This is a genomic window from Pseudomonas sp. TH21, assembly GCF_016651025.1.
GTDB lineage: Bacteria > Pseudomonadota > Gammaproteobacteria > Pseudomonadales > Pseudomonadaceae > Aquipseudomonas > Aquipseudomonas aylmerensis.
Genome location: NZ_JAEKEQ010000001.1, coordinates 4,706,111 through 4,721,942, shown reverse-complemented (window position 1 = coordinate 4,721,942; position 15,832 = coordinate 4,706,111). Strand labels below are relative to the sequence as shown.

The 15,832-nt window shown below is 61.8% G+C and carries 12 protein-coding genes; 5 read left to right on the top strand and 7 right to left on the bottom strand.

Features of this window, described 5'->3' with window-relative positions:
* Nucleotides 1-111: 111 nt before the first annotated feature.
* From alc to puuE, 3 genes are all read right to left on the bottom strand, one after another.
* Nucleotides 112-1,107 carry an allantoicase gene (alc, locus tag JFU04_RS20750; protein WP_120449303.1) on the bottom strand — a complete coding sequence of 332 codons (996 nt, stop codon included), beginning with the start codon at nucleotides 1,105-1,107 and terminating at the stop codon, nucleotides 112-114.
* A gap of 81 nt (nucleotides 1,108-1,188) precedes the next feature.
* Complete coding sequence (gene uraD / locus JFU04_RS20745; RefSeq protein ID WP_065903423.1) at nucleotides 1,189-1,704, bottom strand: 2-oxo-4-hydroxy-4-carboxy-5-ureidoimidazoline decarboxylase; 516 nt, start codon at nucleotides 1,702-1,704, stop codon at nucleotides 1,189-1,191.
* Nucleotides 1,701-2,627: an allantoinase PuuE gene (gene puuE, locus JFU04_RS20740; RefSeq protein WP_065903420.1), complete on the bottom strand. Its 927-nt coding sequence runs from the start codon at nucleotides 2,625-2,627 to the stop codon at nucleotides 1,701-1,703. Before puuE ends, uraD begins: the two co-directional genes overlap by 4 nt.
* Nucleotides 2,628-3,007: 380 nt before the next feature.
* On the opposite strand from puuE, the gene uraH reads away from it, so the two are divergent.
* Both uraH and JFU04_RS20730 read left to right on the top strand, forming a co-directional pair.
* Complete coding sequence (uraH, locus tag JFU04_RS20735) at nucleotides 3,008-3,361, top strand: hydroxyisourate hydrolase (protein ID WP_065903417.1); 354 nt, start codon at nucleotides 3,008-3,010, stop codon at nucleotides 3,359-3,361.
* Nucleotides 3,362-3,516: 155 nt separating this feature from the next.
* Complete coding sequence (locus tag JFU04_RS20730; protein WP_201145636.1) at nucleotides 3,517-8,709, top strand: dermonecrotic toxin domain-containing protein; 5,193 nt, start codon at nucleotides 3,517-3,519, stop codon at nucleotides 8,707-8,709.
* Here the strand turns inward: JFU04_RS20730 and JFU04_RS20725 are convergent.
* The 3 genes from JFU04_RS20725 to JFU04_RS20715 all read right to left on the bottom strand — a co-directional run bounded on the left by JFU04_RS20725 (nucleotide 8,690) and on the right by JFU04_RS20715 (nucleotide 11,622).
* On the bottom strand, nucleotides 8,690-9,331 hold the full coding sequence (locus tag JFU04_RS20725; RefSeq protein ID WP_065903413.1) for a LysE family translocator: 642 nt from the start codon (nucleotides 9,329-9,331) through the stop codon (nucleotides 8,690-8,692). The genes JFU04_RS20730 and JFU04_RS20725 overlap by 20 nt on opposite strands.
* Nucleotides 9,332-9,346: 15 nt before the next feature.
* Complete coding sequence (locus tag JFU04_RS20720; protein ID WP_065903410.1) at nucleotides 9,347-10,693, bottom strand: NCS2 family permease; 1,347 nt, start codon at nucleotides 10,691-10,693, stop codon at nucleotides 9,347-9,349.
* Nucleotides 10,694-11,187: 494 nt separating this feature from the next.
* Nucleotides 11,188-11,622 carry a MarR family winged helix-turn-helix transcriptional regulator gene (locus JFU04_RS20715; RefSeq protein WP_065903407.1) on the bottom strand — a complete coding sequence of 145 codons (435 nt, stop codon included), beginning with the start codon at nucleotides 11,620-11,622 and terminating at the stop codon, nucleotides 11,188-11,190.
* A gap of 81 nt (nucleotides 11,623-11,703) precedes the next feature.
* Here JFU04_RS20715 and JFU04_RS20710 point away from each other — a divergent pair, with 81 nt between their 5' ends.
* The gene (locus JFU04_RS20710; protein WP_120449298.1) at nucleotides 11,704-12,870 is read left to right on the top strand and encodes an aminotransferase-like domain-containing protein; all 1,167 of its coding nucleotides are present in this window, start codon (nucleotides 11,704-11,706) and stop codon (nucleotides 12,868-12,870) included.
* Nucleotides 12,871-12,880: 10 nt separating this feature from the next.
* The gene (locus tag JFU04_RS20705) at nucleotides 12,881-13,483 is read left to right on the top strand and encodes a glutathione S-transferase family protein (RefSeq protein ID WP_106803062.1); all 603 of its coding nucleotides are present in this window, start codon (nucleotides 12,881-12,883) and stop codon (nucleotides 13,481-13,483) included.
* Nucleotides 13,484-13,520: 37 nt separating this feature from the next.
* On the opposite strand, the gene JFU04_RS20700 is transcribed toward JFU04_RS20705, so the two are convergent.
* Nucleotides 13,521-14,408, bottom strand: coding sequence for a LysR family transcriptional regulator (locus JFU04_RS20700; RefSeq protein WP_201145634.1), 888 nt, complete (start codon nucleotides 14,406-14,408; stop codon nucleotides 13,521-13,523).
* A gap of 130 nt (nucleotides 14,409-14,538) precedes the next feature.
* Between JFU04_RS20700 and JFU04_RS20695 the strand changes: the two genes are divergently transcribed.
* Nucleotides 14,539-15,831 carry a CitMHS family transporter gene (locus tag JFU04_RS20695; RefSeq protein WP_120449296.1) on the top strand — a complete coding sequence of 431 codons (1,293 nt, stop codon included), beginning with the start codon at nucleotides 14,539-14,541 and terminating at the stop codon, nucleotides 15,829-15,831.
* The last annotated feature ends 1 nt before the right edge of the window (nucleotide 15,832 follow it).

The window sequence follows — 15,832 nt, the reverse complement described above, 5'->3', positions numbered from 1 at the left end:
ATCGTTCCCACGCTCTGCGTGGGAACACCGCCCCGGACGCTCTGCGTCCGCTCTTGTGACGCAGAGCGTCACGGAATGCGTTCCCACGCGGAGCGTGGGAACGATCGGGTGTTACTTCGCGACCTTGCCGAGAACGCGCAGGCGGCTCACACCGCCATCCGGGAACACGTTCAGGCGGATGTGGGTAATCGGGCCCAGTGCCTTGATCTGTTCGGCGAAGGTGTGTTCGGCGTGCATTTCCAGTTTCTGTGCCGGCAGCAGTTCGCGCCAGAACAGCGATTGGGTTTCGATCTGGCTGTCGGTGCCGCCCTTCACGAAGGCGCCCTGGATCGAGCAGGTGTCCGGGTAGTTGCCCTTGAAGTGCAGGGTGTCGACGATGATCTTCTCGATCTCGCCCGGGTGACCCAGCGCGACGATCACCCAGTCATTGCCTGGCGTGCGACGACGTGCGGTTTCCCAGCCGTCGCCCATGTTGATGCCACGGCCCGGGTTGAGGATGTTGCTCATGCGGCCGAAGTGTTCATCGGAGCACGCCAGGGCGCGACCGCCATTCAACGCGGCAGCCAGGTCGACCTGTTCGTTGTCGCCGATTGCGGACCAGTCGCGGAACGGCACGCCGTACACACGCAGGCGGGCCACGCCGCCATCCGGGTAGATGTTGAAACGCAGGTGGCTGAACGCCTGGTCGTTGCTGATTTCGTGGTAGTGGTGGCTGTTGCCCTGCAGCTCGACGGCCGACAGCACTTCCACCCACTGGGTATTGTCATCCGGCTCGCCCGAGGCCAGGAAGCAGGCTTCCAGCGAGGCCGATGGCGGGTAGTTGCCGGTGAAGAATGAAGTGTCGATGTCCACGCCCTTGATCGAGCCCGGTACGCCCAGGCGGATCACCGCGCTGTCGTAGCCTTCGAAGCGCTTGCGGCGCGACTCCCAGCCGTCCATCCACTTGCCGTTGTCATCGAAAACGCCCTCCTTCCACACGGCCGGGGTCGGCTGGAACAGGCGGTTGGCGTCGGCGAACCAGTCATCGGTGACGGAGATGATCTTGGTGCCCAGGCGGGCGTCGGCCAGGTTGACGAACTTCTCGAAAGGTACGGCGTAAGCTTTCATTCTTCTTGTCTGCCTTAAATAGAGTGGCTTGGGATGCTCGCCAGGCCCTGGGCGTTCATGAACCGCTCGGGCCAGGTCTGCTTAAAGAGTCAGTAATCGGAACAACGCGATCTTGTTGATCTCGTCCAGCGCGCACTTGAACTCGGTGTCCACCGAGTTGTGGATGCGCGTTTCGAACGCGGCGAGGATCTGATGCCGGTTGCTGCCTTTTACCGCCATGATGAAGGGAAACTTGAACTTGGCCTTGTAGGCGTCGTTCAGCTCGGTGAAGCGCGAGAACTCTTCGGCCGTGCATTGGTGAATACCGGCGCCAGCCTGTTCATTGGTGCTGGCCTCGGTCAGTTGGCCCTGGACGGCGGCTTTGCCGGCCAGGTCCGGGTGAGCGTTGATCAGCGCCAGTTGGCTGGCATGATCGGCGCTCAACAGGATGTCGCTCATGCGCTGGTGCAGGGTTTCGATCTGGTCGATCGAGGTGTCCTGTCCCAGGTCGTAGGCCTTTTCGGCCACCCATGGCGAATGTTCGTAGATGTCGGCAAAGGCTGCGACGAAAGCGTCGCGGCTCAAGGTCGAGGGTTTCAATGTCTTAAACGCAGTCATTTCGCAGCTCCCGTGTACGGGTGGGTTGCTTGCCAGTGACGGGCGATATCGACGCGGCGGGTGAACCACACCTGTTCGTGGCTTTTGGCGTATTCGATAAAGCGCTTCAACGAAGCCAGGCGCGCCGGGCGGCCGATCAGGCGGCAGTGCAGGCCGATCGAAAGCATTTTCGGCGCCTCGGCGCCTTCGGCGTACAGCACGTCAAAGGCATCCTTGAGGTACTCGAAAAAGTCATCGCCCTTGTTGAAGCCCTGCACCTGGGTAAAGCGCATGTCGTTGGTGTCCAGGGTGTAGGGGATCACCAGGTGCGGCTTGCCGGTCGGGTTGTTGGGTTCCCAGTAGGGCAGGTCGTCGTCGTAGGTGTCGCAGTCATACAGGAAGCCGCCTTCCTCCATCACCAGCCGCCGGGTGTTGGGGCCGGTGCGCCCGGTGTACCAGCCCAGTGGGCGTTCGCCGGTCAGTTCGGTGAGGATGCGGATGGCTTCGAGCATGTGCTCGCGCTCCTGGGCCTCGTCCATGTACTGGTAGTCGATCCAGCGATAGCCGTGGCTGCAGATCTCGTGGCCGGCCTCGACCATCGCGCGGATCACATCCGGGTGGCGCTGGGCGGCCATGGCTACGGCGAAGATGGTCAGCGGGATATCGAATTGCTTGAACAGCTTGAGGATGCGCCACACGCCGGCACGGCTGCCGTACTCGTACAGCGACTCCATGCTCATGTTGCGTTCGCCCTGCAGCGGCTGGGCCGAGACCATTTCCGAAAGGAAGGCTTCGGACTCTTTGTCGCCGTGCAAAATGTTGCGCTCGCCGCCTTCTTCGTAGTTGAGTACGAACGACAAAGCGATGCGCGCCTTGCCCGGCCAGTGGGGGTGAGGAGGGTTACTGCCGTAACCGATCAGGTCGCGTGGGTAGTCAGCGCTCACTGCAGTCTTCCTTCTTGTTCGTGGTAGCAAGTGTGTGGCGGCCAGCGGAAAGACTGGGTGGCGTCACAGCGATGGGCTGATTGTATACAACTTGATAGTCACTTTGTAAGCCTGTATTTCCGCATTTTTTCTCGGCGGTTGCCGCAGCTTAACACTGCAAGAAACTTGCCCGGTTGGTCAGTAAATGGATAAAAGGTCGTTTAAAAGCAAGGGGTGTTGAGTTTTTGAGCTTGGGGCGTGTGCTGGCAGGGGTGTCAGAAACTTTGTGATTTTTATTGTGTACAATTTTTATTAAAAGTGTCTTAATCAGCTCAATCGCGACTTTTTCATGCCCCATAAGGGGGCGGCTTATTTCACTCAACGCAAGGGAGCCCCAACCCATGGGACGACTGACCACACACGTACTGGACGCAGCCCACGGCTGCCCAGGCAGCGCCATCCAGGTTGAGCTGTACCGCGTCGAAGGTGCGCAACTGGAGCTGGTTGCCACGGCCGTGACCAACAGCGACGGTCGCTGCGACGCGCCGCTGCTGCAAGGGGAGGATTACCGCAGTGGCGTCTACCAATTGCAATTCAGCGCCGGCGACTATTACCGCGCCCGCGGCGTGCAATTGCCACAGCCTGCGTTCCTCGATGTGGTGGTGCTGCGTTTTGGCATCAGTGCCGAACAGGATCACTACCACGTGCCCCTGCTGATTTCGCCTTACAGCTACTCCACCTATCGCGGTAGCTGAGTCGTCACCTCGCTTCACACCCCCAAAGCTCTTCGTTGGTTTTTCGCCCGCCCACACTGCGGGCTTTTTTTTGCCCGGGGCGCGTTCAATTATCTAGCGCCTTATCAGGGCGGGTGCTGCATAGGCTAGGTGTTTTCCTCGACGCAGATACCGCCGTGACCTTACCTGACGATTCCGATGTGCCTGACGACGATGCATGGCAGGCGATGCGTACTCAATTGACGCGGCGGATCAACGCCAGCCCCCATCCCAGCCTGCTGATCAACTGGCTCGCAGCCGCTGATCTGCGCAGTGCCGAATCAGCCAAATTACGCTCGCGCCTGATCCTCGGAGCGCCCAGGGTCTTGCGGGTCATTCGCGCCGAGTTGCGCAAGGCCTTTGACCTGGACCCGGACAAGCTGCTGCTCACCGAGCCCAGGCCGCCTGCCGCCGCGCAAAAAGTCGAGAGCCTGACCGACCGCACGCTGCGCCTGTTGGTGCTGCCTTCGGTGCCGATCAATCTCAACCAGTACACCACCCTGAGCCTCAAGGACGATCCCGCCCGCGTTCTGCCGTTTACCCCGCTGGAGGCGTTGCAGCGGGTGATTGCCCTGAACCTGTTTGGGCGGCTTGCCCAGGCATACAGCGATTATTGGCAGGCGCTGGTGCCGGGATCGTGGCTGACGCGCCAGGAGCGCTGGACCCAGTTGCACCAGCAGGCGTTCGCCGACCAGGCTTTTGTGGCCTGGCAACTGGACGAGTTATCGAGTGCAGGGCGGGCCATGGTCCAGGCGCTGGTGGATGCGCCGACGGCGCAGGCGCGGCAACGCGCGGGTGAGCCGTGGGCCAGCCTCAAGGTCAGCCAGTTGATGTGGCCGGGTGTGGGCCCGCGGCTGATGCCCATCCCCGGTGCGCTGCATATTCATCGCGCGGATGACCCTGCGCAGTCGCCGCACGTGATGTACCTGCCAGGGTTGACGCGCAACTATTACGAGTACCGCTCATTCAGCCAATTGCAGTGCGGCCTGGTGGCGCTGATCCAGGGGACGTCACTGGATGAGCTGTGGCAGTGCCTGCCCTTGCGGCGTCGGCACCCGGTGTGCCCGGCGCAAATGACCGCCGCAGCGGTGTGGCAAGGTTCAGCGGTGAAAAGCGATGTGTTTGTGCTCAGCGCCCAGGCGATGCTGGAGAGCCAATGGGAAAATGAGTTGGCGTGCGCGGTGTCGATCAACCTGGCGCAGGTCTTTGCCGGTGCGCGACAGCCTCCAGTGACCGACGCCGGCCGCTATCTCGCCGACGTCGAGCGCGGCCGAACACATTGGGTGGGCACGCCACGGTTGGGGAGTATGCGCCAGCCATTGCAGGCCTGGGACCGGCATCGACGGCGTCACGAGATCATTTTCGCCAGTACGGCGCCGTGGCTGGCGATGGACACTGCGCTGCACCAAGTCAAGCGCTACGAAAAAGGCCTGATGAAACTGCTGAACCCGCAGGACCCTGTGGAAGATACCCAAGCCTTGCGGGATTTCGTGACGCTTGAAGCGCAACTCAAGACTGCCGCGGACACCTTGTCCGCGCTGGTGCAGGGGGCGCAACTGCAGCTGTTCGACGTGGCGTTCTGGAAGGCAAAACCCGACGGTGAACGCCATCGCCTGGCCTCTGTCCTCCAACTCTGGACCGATTGGCTGCGTGGCGAAATCGAGTTGCAGCACCGACTCAAGTTGGTCCGCACAGCCCACCGCGACCTGCTGCTCGAAGTGCTGGATACGCCGCTGGCCAGCAAACGGGCAGACAGCGAGGCCTGCGTGCTGTCGGTTCTGGTGGGGGCTGGACCCGATACCGATTCTTCGTTGCACAGCCTGTTTGCGGTGACCCGCAAGGCGGCGCTCAGTGATCCAGAGCGGCGCGAACCGGCGGTGCTGTGTGCGTTCGGGCGAGACGGCGGCGTGACGGTATTTGACAGCCTTGGCGCATTATCCGCGGGGATCAGGGCCAGCCTTGGCAGCCGAGATGAATCGTTGCTGGGGCGCTACGTCGAGCGACCTAAACGCCAAAGTGTGCGTGAGCAGGCTGCCGACCAAACCCTCGCGGTGCGTTATCAAATCATCGAGGGTAACCCCGTGCTGCTGGCGCTCAAGCGGCTGCTCAAGGGTTACCTGTCCCTGCAGCGCGGCCTCGATGGCGGCGCCCGTGTATTCAGTGAAACCGCGGATATTGCCTTGAGCCGCCTGCTGCTGGCGGTCGAACTGGAGCAGCATCTGCATGCGCCAGTCAGCGATGCGCTGATCCAGGCGCAGGTGCATGTGGCGCTGGTGCGCAAAGCTGCGAGCGCGAAGAAAAAACTGCCGTCCTGGCTGGGCGAGTCGAGCGTGGCGCAGCGCAAGCGCTTCAAGCACCTGCTGCGCCACTCCTTGGGCAGCATGCTGGCGTTTGAAGAGCACCTTAAACAGCGGCTGCCGGATCTGCACACCTATGCCCGTGAACGGTTGATTGCGCGCTTACGCGAGGACGGCCTGTTCCCGCAAGTGGACGTCGACACACCGTTTATCGACATGCCCGACCACGTCGACGGCAAGGTCTGTGGTTGGGAAAGCAGCTGTACAGTGGGCGATCGCAAGGAAGTCCTGACGCCCAGCCCCGAGCGTTCGCGGTTCAGCCTGCTGCAGTTGGCGCTGCATAACCTCGACCCGCAGATGATGCCCACATGGTGGCGTTTCAAGTACGCCGAGTACCTCAAACCCGCGTGGAAGCAGCAACTGAGCGCGGACTACTTGATCAATATGGTGTTCTCGCTGGATATCGGCGGGCGCTATGCGGCATTGATCGACAGTGTGTTTTATTCGCCCGGCACCGACATGCGTGTGCCACAACTCTTGAGGCGCGTCTTGCGGGCAGGTGCCGACGCAGATCTGTATTCGGCGGTTCGACGCGGGTTGACGCTGGAGGCGCAGCGTTTTTTCAACACCGCCATGAACGCACGCATTCCTCAGGATTTGCTGGAGCACGGCGATCAATTGCAGCTGTACATCGTGCATCTGGTGGCCCATACCCTGCAGCATGATCGTTATTGCGCGGGCATCCTGGTGATTCATGACCGGCTTTCCCAACGTTGCGTGGTTTACTGGCCCGCCGCGCCGGATGGCATGAGCCTCAGTGAGCACGCCAACCTGCAAGCGGCCCAGGAACATCTGAACCGTCACTGGGCATCACCTGATCACGTCAGCGCACTGGCACGGCACATTGCACCCGGCTGGGCGTTCGAGGCCATCAACGCGCATCCCGGGCAAACACACGCGACGTCCTTCGACCCCGCCGACTTGCGCCCTGACTACGCCCTGGTGAATGGGTTCTGGCGCGGCGTCGAGTTTGTTCGCTCGTTCTCCGTCAAACACCTGGTGCCCACTGCACGGGTCGAGGACATTGAAAAACAGATTCTCGAGCAGATCGCCAGTGACCCGCAGCACTGGCTAGCCTTGGTGCCCACCTCACACAGTGATGCCAGGGCGCTCCTGTATCAGGCGAGGGCAATTGATCTGCACCGTCAGGCACAGGCCGTTAGTCAGTCGCGCAAAAGTCTGGAGACCTACCGCGAGCAGCGCCTGGAGGCCGAGGCGGATAGCCGGGGGCGGGCCTTGCTGTCGATTGTCCTGCCGTTTTTTGGCTTGGGTAACCAGTTGTATGAGCTATTGCTGACCGCGCGACACTATCACCGCACGGGTGATCCTCGGGTTGCGGTGGACGTGGCGTTTGGCTCGGTATTTTTGGCGATAGACCTGTTGCTGAGCTTTGTGCCCGGCCCAAAGGTGAAGGCGGGCGCGGTGGTTCGCCCGATGACGCGGTCGATAGGTGCAAGCCTGGGACGGATCCATCGTTCAACCCTCGCGCAGTTTGGTCGGCCCCTCAACCTGCCACGATCGTCCCCGGCAGTCGCGCGGCTCAAGCCCCTGGAACGGTTTCGCACCCCGGGCAGGCCGCAAAACGCGGTGGTGTTGCAGGGGCCTGGGGAAAAGGGTCTCTACGTGCGGCGCGGCGAGCACTTTTGGGTGGAAGACACGCACCATTACCCGGTTTACCGCCGTGAGGGCGAAGCGTTTTTCCGCCTGCAAAACAGCGACGCGCCGGGAACGGATGAGCTGATCCTGACGATTTATTCGCCCAAGGAATGGCTGCTGGGGGCGGATGCGCCCATGGCCGGTCCGAGTTCCGCGCTACTCAGTCCGTGGCAAGCGGTGCAGCCGCCGAGTTGGCGCCCGCCCAGCGTGCGCATCGCCACGCACAACCGGATCCGCCAGTCATCCGCACCGGCCGATCACTGGTTCAGTTGGCGTGCACCCGCCCCCGACGCGCAGTCGCTGGCTTCCGTGGCTTCAGGGGTATTCCATGTGCCGCTGGAACCGCCAGGATTTCCCTATGACCTCATTTACGTGGGCCGCCGCTATGACACGCCCACACAATCGGCGGCGGGTTATTACCGGTTGCTCCACCAAGGCGATCACGCGCCGCTGAGCGAGTTCGTGTTTATCGGCAAACACGAGCCACTGGTTTCCAGGGTCAGCGTGGACATTGAACGATGGACCACCACCGCGCTGGGTGAGCAACCGCTGCCGGCAACGCGTACCGCCACCGGTGAGTGGCAGCTCCATGCCCCTCTGTTCACTGGGCCGCCGGAGGCAGAGGTCGGCAGGGCGTTCCCAGGGCTGACGCGTCACAGCCGCAAGTTTGCAGTGGCCCGGGTGCTTGAGCTTTCGGACTCCTCTCGCTCGGCAACGGCCAGCCATTTGCTCAACCTGCGGGCGACGTTGGACGATTGGATGACCCCCAATCCGGTGAGGCCCGGTCAGACGGATGATTTGCTGAGGATGCTGCGGCCTGTGCAAAGGAAGCCGACGTCAGTGTTCATTGGTTACGAAGGCAAGACCCCAGGCTTTACGCGTGTCGACTTCAGGCCCCCTGTGGCGTTGGATGCGCGGCTGCGGTCCGGTGACATGTCGTTGGCGATTGAGAGACGAACCACGCAACGCGCGGCTGTCAGGTCAGTGCTCGAGCAGCAGGGTTTCAGCCTTCACGAATGGCAGGTAAGGCGCGGGCATGTTCCGATGCATGAACTGGTGGCGACGCATCCACGTTCAAGCCAGCTGTATTACATGACCTATCAGTGGCTTGAGCGAGGGAGCGTTCAGTTGAATATGCGCCTGACTGATGGCTGGGTGAATACGGCCATCAACGCGCATCAGGATTCAGTCGTGGCTGCCATGGTCCGAAGCGCCATGAGGGAGCAGCGCCTCGTTCCGATCGTCACCGGCATTCAATGGCCCAGCCAGGGCAATCTGCCGCCAACGGTTTATTTCGTCAAAGTGAAACCATTCTAGCCTTGATCAGCGAAGCCACGCCGGCACTGCCGAACAGGGCGGCGCTGACGCGGTTGAACCAGCTTTGACCGCTGCCACTGCGCAGGTACCGCGCAGCACCATGGGCGCCGAGGCCGTAGGCCAGCTTGCACAGCAGGTCGAGCAAGGTCCAGGTAGCGATCATGATCAGCAATTGCGGCAGGAAAGGTTGCTGGCTGCTCAGGAACTGCGGCAAAAAGGCGGCGAAAAACAGGATGTCCTTGGGGTTGCTGGCCCCCAGCACAAAAGCGCGCCCGAACAGCGCGCGAAAGCGTGGCACCGGCGCAGCCTGCGGCACTGTCGCGCCCTGGGATGGCTGGCGTGATTGCTGCCAGCTCTGCCAGGCGAGATAGAACAGGTACAGTGCGCCGACAATCTTCAGTGCGCTGAACAGGTTTTCCGACGCGAGCAGCAATGCGCCCAGGCCCAGGGCCGACGCGCTCAACAGACAGATCGAGGCGATCACCCCGCCGAGAAACGCCGGGTATGAGCGACGCAGGCCGTAGTTCAGGCTGTTGCTGATCATCAGCAACGACAGCGGCCCCGGGATCAGGATCACTACCAGTGCAGCGCCACTGAACAGCAGCCAGGTTTCCAGACTCATTGCATGCTCCTTTTTTTATAGAAAGACGAACTTGGCGATAAAGATCGCGCACAGCACCCACAGGCTCACGGAGATCTCGCGGTACTTGCCGGTGCCGGCCTTGAGCGCCACATAGGTGATAAAGCCCAGGGCGATCCCGTCGGCGACCGAGAAGGTCAGCGGCATCATGATCGCGGTCACGATGGCCGGGATGCTGTCGGTGGCTTCATCCCAATTGATATGGGCCATGCTCGCCATCATCAGCATCGCCACGTAAATCAGCGCACCCGCCGTGGCGTAGGCCGGGATCATGCCCGCCAGCGGCGCGAAAAACATCGCCGCCACGAACAGCACGCCGACCGTGACCGCCGTCAACCCGGTACGGCCACCGGCGGCAACACCGGCAGCGCTTTCCACGTAGCTGGTCACCGGCGGTACACCGACCATGGCGCCGAACACACTGGAGGCACTGTCGGCCTTGAGGGCGCGGGACAGGTTATCGATCCTGCCGTCGGCATTGACCAGCCCGGCGCGTTGCGCAACGCCCATCAGTGTACCGGCGGTATCGAACATGTGCACAAAAAGAAAGGCAAATACCACACTTATCATGCTCACATTGAACACACCTTTCACGTCCATGGCCATCCAGGTCGGTGCCAGGCTCGGTGGGGTGGAGAGGATCCCGTTGTAATGCACCAGGCCCAGGCCCCAGCCAGCCAGGGTCACGGCGATGATGCTGATGAGGATCGCGCCGAATACGCGGTGATAGCTGAGGATCGCGATCAGCAGGAAACACACCGCCGCCAGCAGCGGCGCCGGCTCATGCAGCGAGCCGAGCTTGATCAGCGTGGCCGGGCTGTCGACGATGATCCCGGCGGTTTTCAGGCCGATCACCCCGAGGAACAGACCGACACCCGCGCCCATGGCGTGGCGCAGGCTGACCGGAATGCTGTTGAGCAGCCACTCGCGGATCCGGGAGAGCGTGAGGCCCATGAACAACACGCCGGAAATGAACACCGCACCCAGCGCGGTTTCCCAGTGATAGCCCATGGTGCCGACCACGGTGTAGGTGAAAAACGCGTTCAGGCCCATGCCCGGCGCCAGGCCTACCGGCCAGTTGGCGTACAGGCCCATCAACAGACAACCCAGCGCCGCGGCGATGCACGTGGCGACAAACGCCGCGCCATGATCGATGCCGGCGTCGGCCATGATGTTGGGGTTGACGAAGATGATGTAGGCCATGGTGATGAACGTGGTGAGGCCGGCGATCAGTTCGGTCTTCACTGTGGTGCCATGCAGGCGCAGTTTGAACAAGCGTTCCAGCCAGCCACTGCGTGCAGGTAAAAGATCCAGCGTTGGGGCTTCGGATTTGCGGCTTTCCACAGCGAGTACTCCTCAAGAGTTTTATTGTTATTTCCAGCGCCGGTCACGACAGTGGGCAGCAGCGCTTTGAGGTACTGGCGGGTTTTGTTGACCAATAGGTCAGGAACTCGCACGAAGCGAATTATGCTTTTGTATACAAATAAAGCAAATAATGTTTTCGATTGTTTGGGCGAAAGTCGATGGAAGGCCACGGCTGTGGTGTCTGGATAGGGGGGGAGGCGGGTTTTTTTGGTGAGTTGGGTTTATTGGAGTGAGCCGGGCTTGTTGGGGGAGAACTGGGCTTGTTGGGGTGAACTGGCCTTATTGGGGTGAACTGGACTTAATTGTGGTGAGCGGGCTTGCCCCGCGTTGGGGTGCGCAGCAGCCCCAAAACCTGCTGGCAGGTTCTGTCTGTAAGAATGCAGTGACTGAATTGGGGCTGCTTCGCACCCCAACGCGGGGCAAGCCCGCTCGCCACAAGTCCAGCCACAGCCACAAGCACATCTGCAAAGCAATCAAGGCTGCCCGGCAAGGGCCTGATTCACCGCCAACCAGCCCGCCACGGCTTCCTCCCCGGCTTCACTGAACGCGCGTTGCAACAGTTTCACCTGCTCACGCCGCAGTGATTGCTCGAACCGCATACCTTCCTCCGTCAGTTCCAGCAGGCGTTTGCGCTTGTCGGTCTGCGCCGCAACGCTGTTGACCAGGTGCATTTCCTGCAATTGGCGCAACGGCATGTTCAGCGCCTGCTTGCTCACGCCGAGCAATTCCAGCAACTCCTTCACGCTCAAGGCCGGGTAGCGCGCGATAAAAAAAACGATGCGCTGGTGCACCCGGCTCAGGCCGCGGCGTTCGAGCATTTCATCGGCTTTGGCAGTGAACGCCTGGTAGCCGAAGAAGAACGCTTGCATCGCCTCTTGCTGGCTGCCCTGGTTTTTAAGGTCAAGCATGTTGACGTATCCATTCAAGCTGTCGTAATTTCGGTCAACCAGTTTGACGTATTTCCCACAGGCTTTGCTACCGGTGACCTTATGGCCTTCTCTGAACGTGTAACGCGCCTCAAAAGCTCCTTGATCCGTGAAATCCTCGCGGCAGCCCAGCGCCCGCAAGTGATGTCGTTCGCCGGTGGCCTGCCGGCGGAGGCCATGTTGCCGGCCTTGCAGTGGGAGGGCATGCCGCTGAACATCGGCCAATACGGCATGAGCGAGGGCGAGCCGCAATTGCGTGAGTTGCTGGCGGCCGAGGCGCGCGCCCTGGGGGTGCCGTGCCAGGCGAGCCAGGTATTGGTGGTCAGCGGCTCACAGCAAACCCTCGACCTGGCGGCGAAGTTGTATATCGACAAGGGCACGAAAATCCTGTTGGAAGGCCCGACCTACCTGGCCGCGTTGCAGATCTTCCAACTGTTCGGCGCCGATTGCCTCACGGTGCAGCTGGAAGCAGACGGCCCCGACCTGGCCAGCTTGCGTGCCAACCTTGAGCGCCATCGCCCGGCGTTCATCTACCTGATTCCGACGTTCCAGAACCCATCCGCCGTGCGCTACAGCGAGGCCAAGCGCGAGGCTGTCGCCGCGTTGCTGGATGAGTTCGGCGTCACCCTGATCGAAGACGAACCCTACCGCGAGCTGACCTTCGACGGTGGCAGCGCCAAGCCCATCGTCGGCCGCCTGAACAAAGCCAGCTGGATCTACACCGGCACGGTTTCCAAAACCTTGCTGCCGGGACTGCGCGTCGGTTACCTGATCGCCAGCCCGGACCTGTTCCCGCACTTGCTCAAGCTCAAGCAGTCGGCGGACCTGCACACCAACCGCGTCGGCCAGTGGCAGGCGATGCAGTGGATCGGCACACAGAAATACCAGCAACACCTGGTGCAATTGCGCAGCTTTTACCGCGAGCGCCGCGATGCCTTCCAGGCGGCATTGCTGCGTCACTTCGGCGAACTGGCCGACTGGCAAGTGCCCCAGGGTGGATTATTCTTCTGGCTGACCTTGAAACAGCCGCTCGACACCCGCACCTTGTTGGCTCCTGCGCTCGATCAGGACGTCGCGTTCATGCCCGGTGAACCGTTCTTTTCCGAGCCGGACCAGCACCTGGGCTCACTGCGACTCAATTTCAGCCATATCGACCCGTCCCGTCTGGACGAAGGTCTCAAGCGCCTGGCCGCAGTGGTCCGTCAAGCACAGCACGCGCAAGCGGCATAAGGGGAGCCCCATGTACAAGGTTTATGGCGATTACAAGTCGGGCAACTGCTACAAGGTCAAATTGATGCTCAACCTGCTGGGCATTCCGTACCAATGGGTGGATGTCGACATCCTCAGGGGTGACACGCAGACGGCCGAATTCCTGGCAAAGAACCCCAACGGCAAGATCCCGGTGCTGGAGCTCGAAGACGGCACCTGCCTGTGGGAATCCAACGCGATCCTGAATTTCCTCGCCGACGGCAGCGAATTCCTGCCCACCGAGCCGCGCCTGCGCACGCAGGTGCTGCAGTGGCAGTTCTTCGAACAGTACAGCCACGAGCCGTACATTGCGGTGGCGCGGTTTATCCAGTTTTACCTGGGGTTGCCGCAGGAGCGCCTAGAGGAATACAAGAAGCTGCACAAGGGCGGTTACAAAGCCCTCAAGGTCATGGAACGCCAGCTGCAACTGACGCCGTACCTGGTGGGCGACCAGTTCTCCATCGCGGACGTGGCATTGTATGCCTATACCCACGTGGCCCGGGAAGGTGGTTTTGACCTGGATGCGTACCCGGGCGTGCAGGCGTGGTTGGCGCGTGTGGCCAGCCACCCCAAGCACGTCGCGATGCTCGACTGAACGCCCTCAATCTGTAGGCGCCCGGCAAGCCGGGCTCCTACAAGGAGGGCATCTGGGCCTTGAGCAGGTCAAAACAGCGCTGCGCCGCCGGGCTCAGGCGCATGCCGCTGCGGCTGATCAGCCCGATCTCCCGGTTCACGCCGGGATGATCGATATTGATGCGTTTCAAGCCTGCCAAACTGTCCGCCGCCGACTCCGGCAGCACACTGATGCCCAGCCCCTGGCGCACCAAGGCAAGGACCGTCGACATATAGTTGGCCTCCATGCCTGCGTTCATCGTCAGCTGCGTCTCATCAAACAACGCATCCACTTGCTCACGCACACTGCTGTCACGCCCGGTGAGGATGATCGGCTGGTCCGCCAGTTGCTCCAGGGTCAGCTGGCGATGGCGGGTGAGGGGATGGTCCAGCGGCACGAAGGCGCACAGTCGATCATTGAGCACCGGCACAAACGCCAGGCCGTGACTGAGCCGTGCGCGTACACCAATGCCGAAATCAACCTCGCCTGCACGTACCTGGGCATGAATGCGATGGGCCACCAGGTCGTGCAGGCGCACTTCGATGCCGCCAAAGCGTTCGCGAAACAGCCGTAGGGCCGGGGGCAGGGTGCCGGCGCAGACCGAGGGCAGGGCGGCGATGGTGACGACGCCGCGACGCAAGGCGGCCAGGTCGCGGGAACCGGTGACAATGTTGTCCAGGTCCAGCAGCAGTTTTTCCATAGGGCCGCGCGCGTCCTGGCCGGCGGCCGTGATGCTCACATGGCGCGGGCTGCGGTCGAGCAGTGCAACGCCCAGCCAATCCTCCAATTGCTGGACTTGCACGGTCAGCGCCGAAGGTGACAGGTGCAGTTCGTTGGCCGCCTTGGTGAAACTCCCGGTACGGGCCACCGCGAGGAATGCCTGGATATGCTGGATCGAATTTTTCATTGTTGTTTTTCTCGAGCGTTTTGTTTTTACGAACATGACTCGCTGAACATTCCAATTTACAAAGGGTAACGTGATTCCAATACTCGGGGGAAAACAATAACCGGCCGCAAAGGCCGCTCTGGAGTAACCCATGCTCGCTACCCTGGGTGTCATCACCATCCTGTGCCTGCTCGCTGCCGTCATGAGCAAACGCCTCTCGCCGCTAGTGGCCCTGATCGCCTTGCCGATCATCGCCGCGTTGCTCGGTGGGTTCGGCCTGCAAACCAGCGCCTTCATCATTACCGGTATCAAGAACGTTGCCCCCGTGGTGGGCATGTTTGTGTTCGCGATCCTGTTTTTCGGGATCATGACCGATGCCGGCATGCTCGACCCCATCATTGATCGCATCCTGCGCACGGTAGGGACGCGTCCTACAAGGATTGTCGTCGGTACCGCGACCCTGGCCCTGTTGGTACACCTCGACGGTTCCGGCGCGGTGACCTTCCTGGTGACAGTGCCGGCGATGCTGCCGCTGTATACGCGGCTGGGCATTGATAAACGTATCCTTGCCTGTGTCTGCGCGATGGCCGCCGGGGTCAACTTCCTGCCGTGGACCGGCCCGGTGCTGCGCTCCTCGGCGGCACTGCATGTGCCGGTGGCTGACCTGTTCCAGCCGCTGATCCCGGTGCAGATCGTCGGCCTGGTCTTCGTCTTCGCCTGCGCCTGGTGGCTCGGCCGCCGCGAGGAAAAACGCCTGGGCCTGGGCGCCGGTTCCAGCGTGGATGCCGTGCCGCAACGGGTGCTCAGCGACGCCGACATCCAGCTGCGCCGGCCTCGGCTGTTCTGGGTCAACCTGGTGCTGACTGTGTTGGTGATGGTGGTGATGATCGCCGGCTGGGTCGACCCGGTGGTGATGTTCATGCTCGGCACCGTGGCGGCCCTGTGCATCAACTACCCGAATGTGGACGCCCAGCGCGCGCGCATCGATGCCCATGCGAAAACCGCGCTGACCATGGCCAGTATCCTGCTCGCCGCCGGGGTGTTCACCGGCATCATGCAAGGCACCGGCATGCTCAAGGCGATCGCCGAAGTGGCGGTGGCGCAGATTCCGGCCGGCCACGGCAAGCTGATCCCGGCGGTGGTGGGCTTTATTTCCATGCCGTTGAGCATGCTGTTCGACCCCGATTCGTATTATTTCGGCGTGATGCCGGTGATCGCCGAAGTCGGCAAGGCCCTCGGTGTCGACCCGTTGCAGGTGGCCCAGGCCTCGCTGCTGGGCGTGCACACCACCGGTTTCCCGGTCAGCCCGCTGACCCCCGCGACCTTCCTGTTGGTGGGCCTGTGCAAGATCGAATTGGCCGATCACCAGCGCTTCACCATCCCTTTTCTGTTTGCCGCGTCGGTGTTGATGACCCTGACCGCGTTGCTCCTGGGAGTGATTTGAG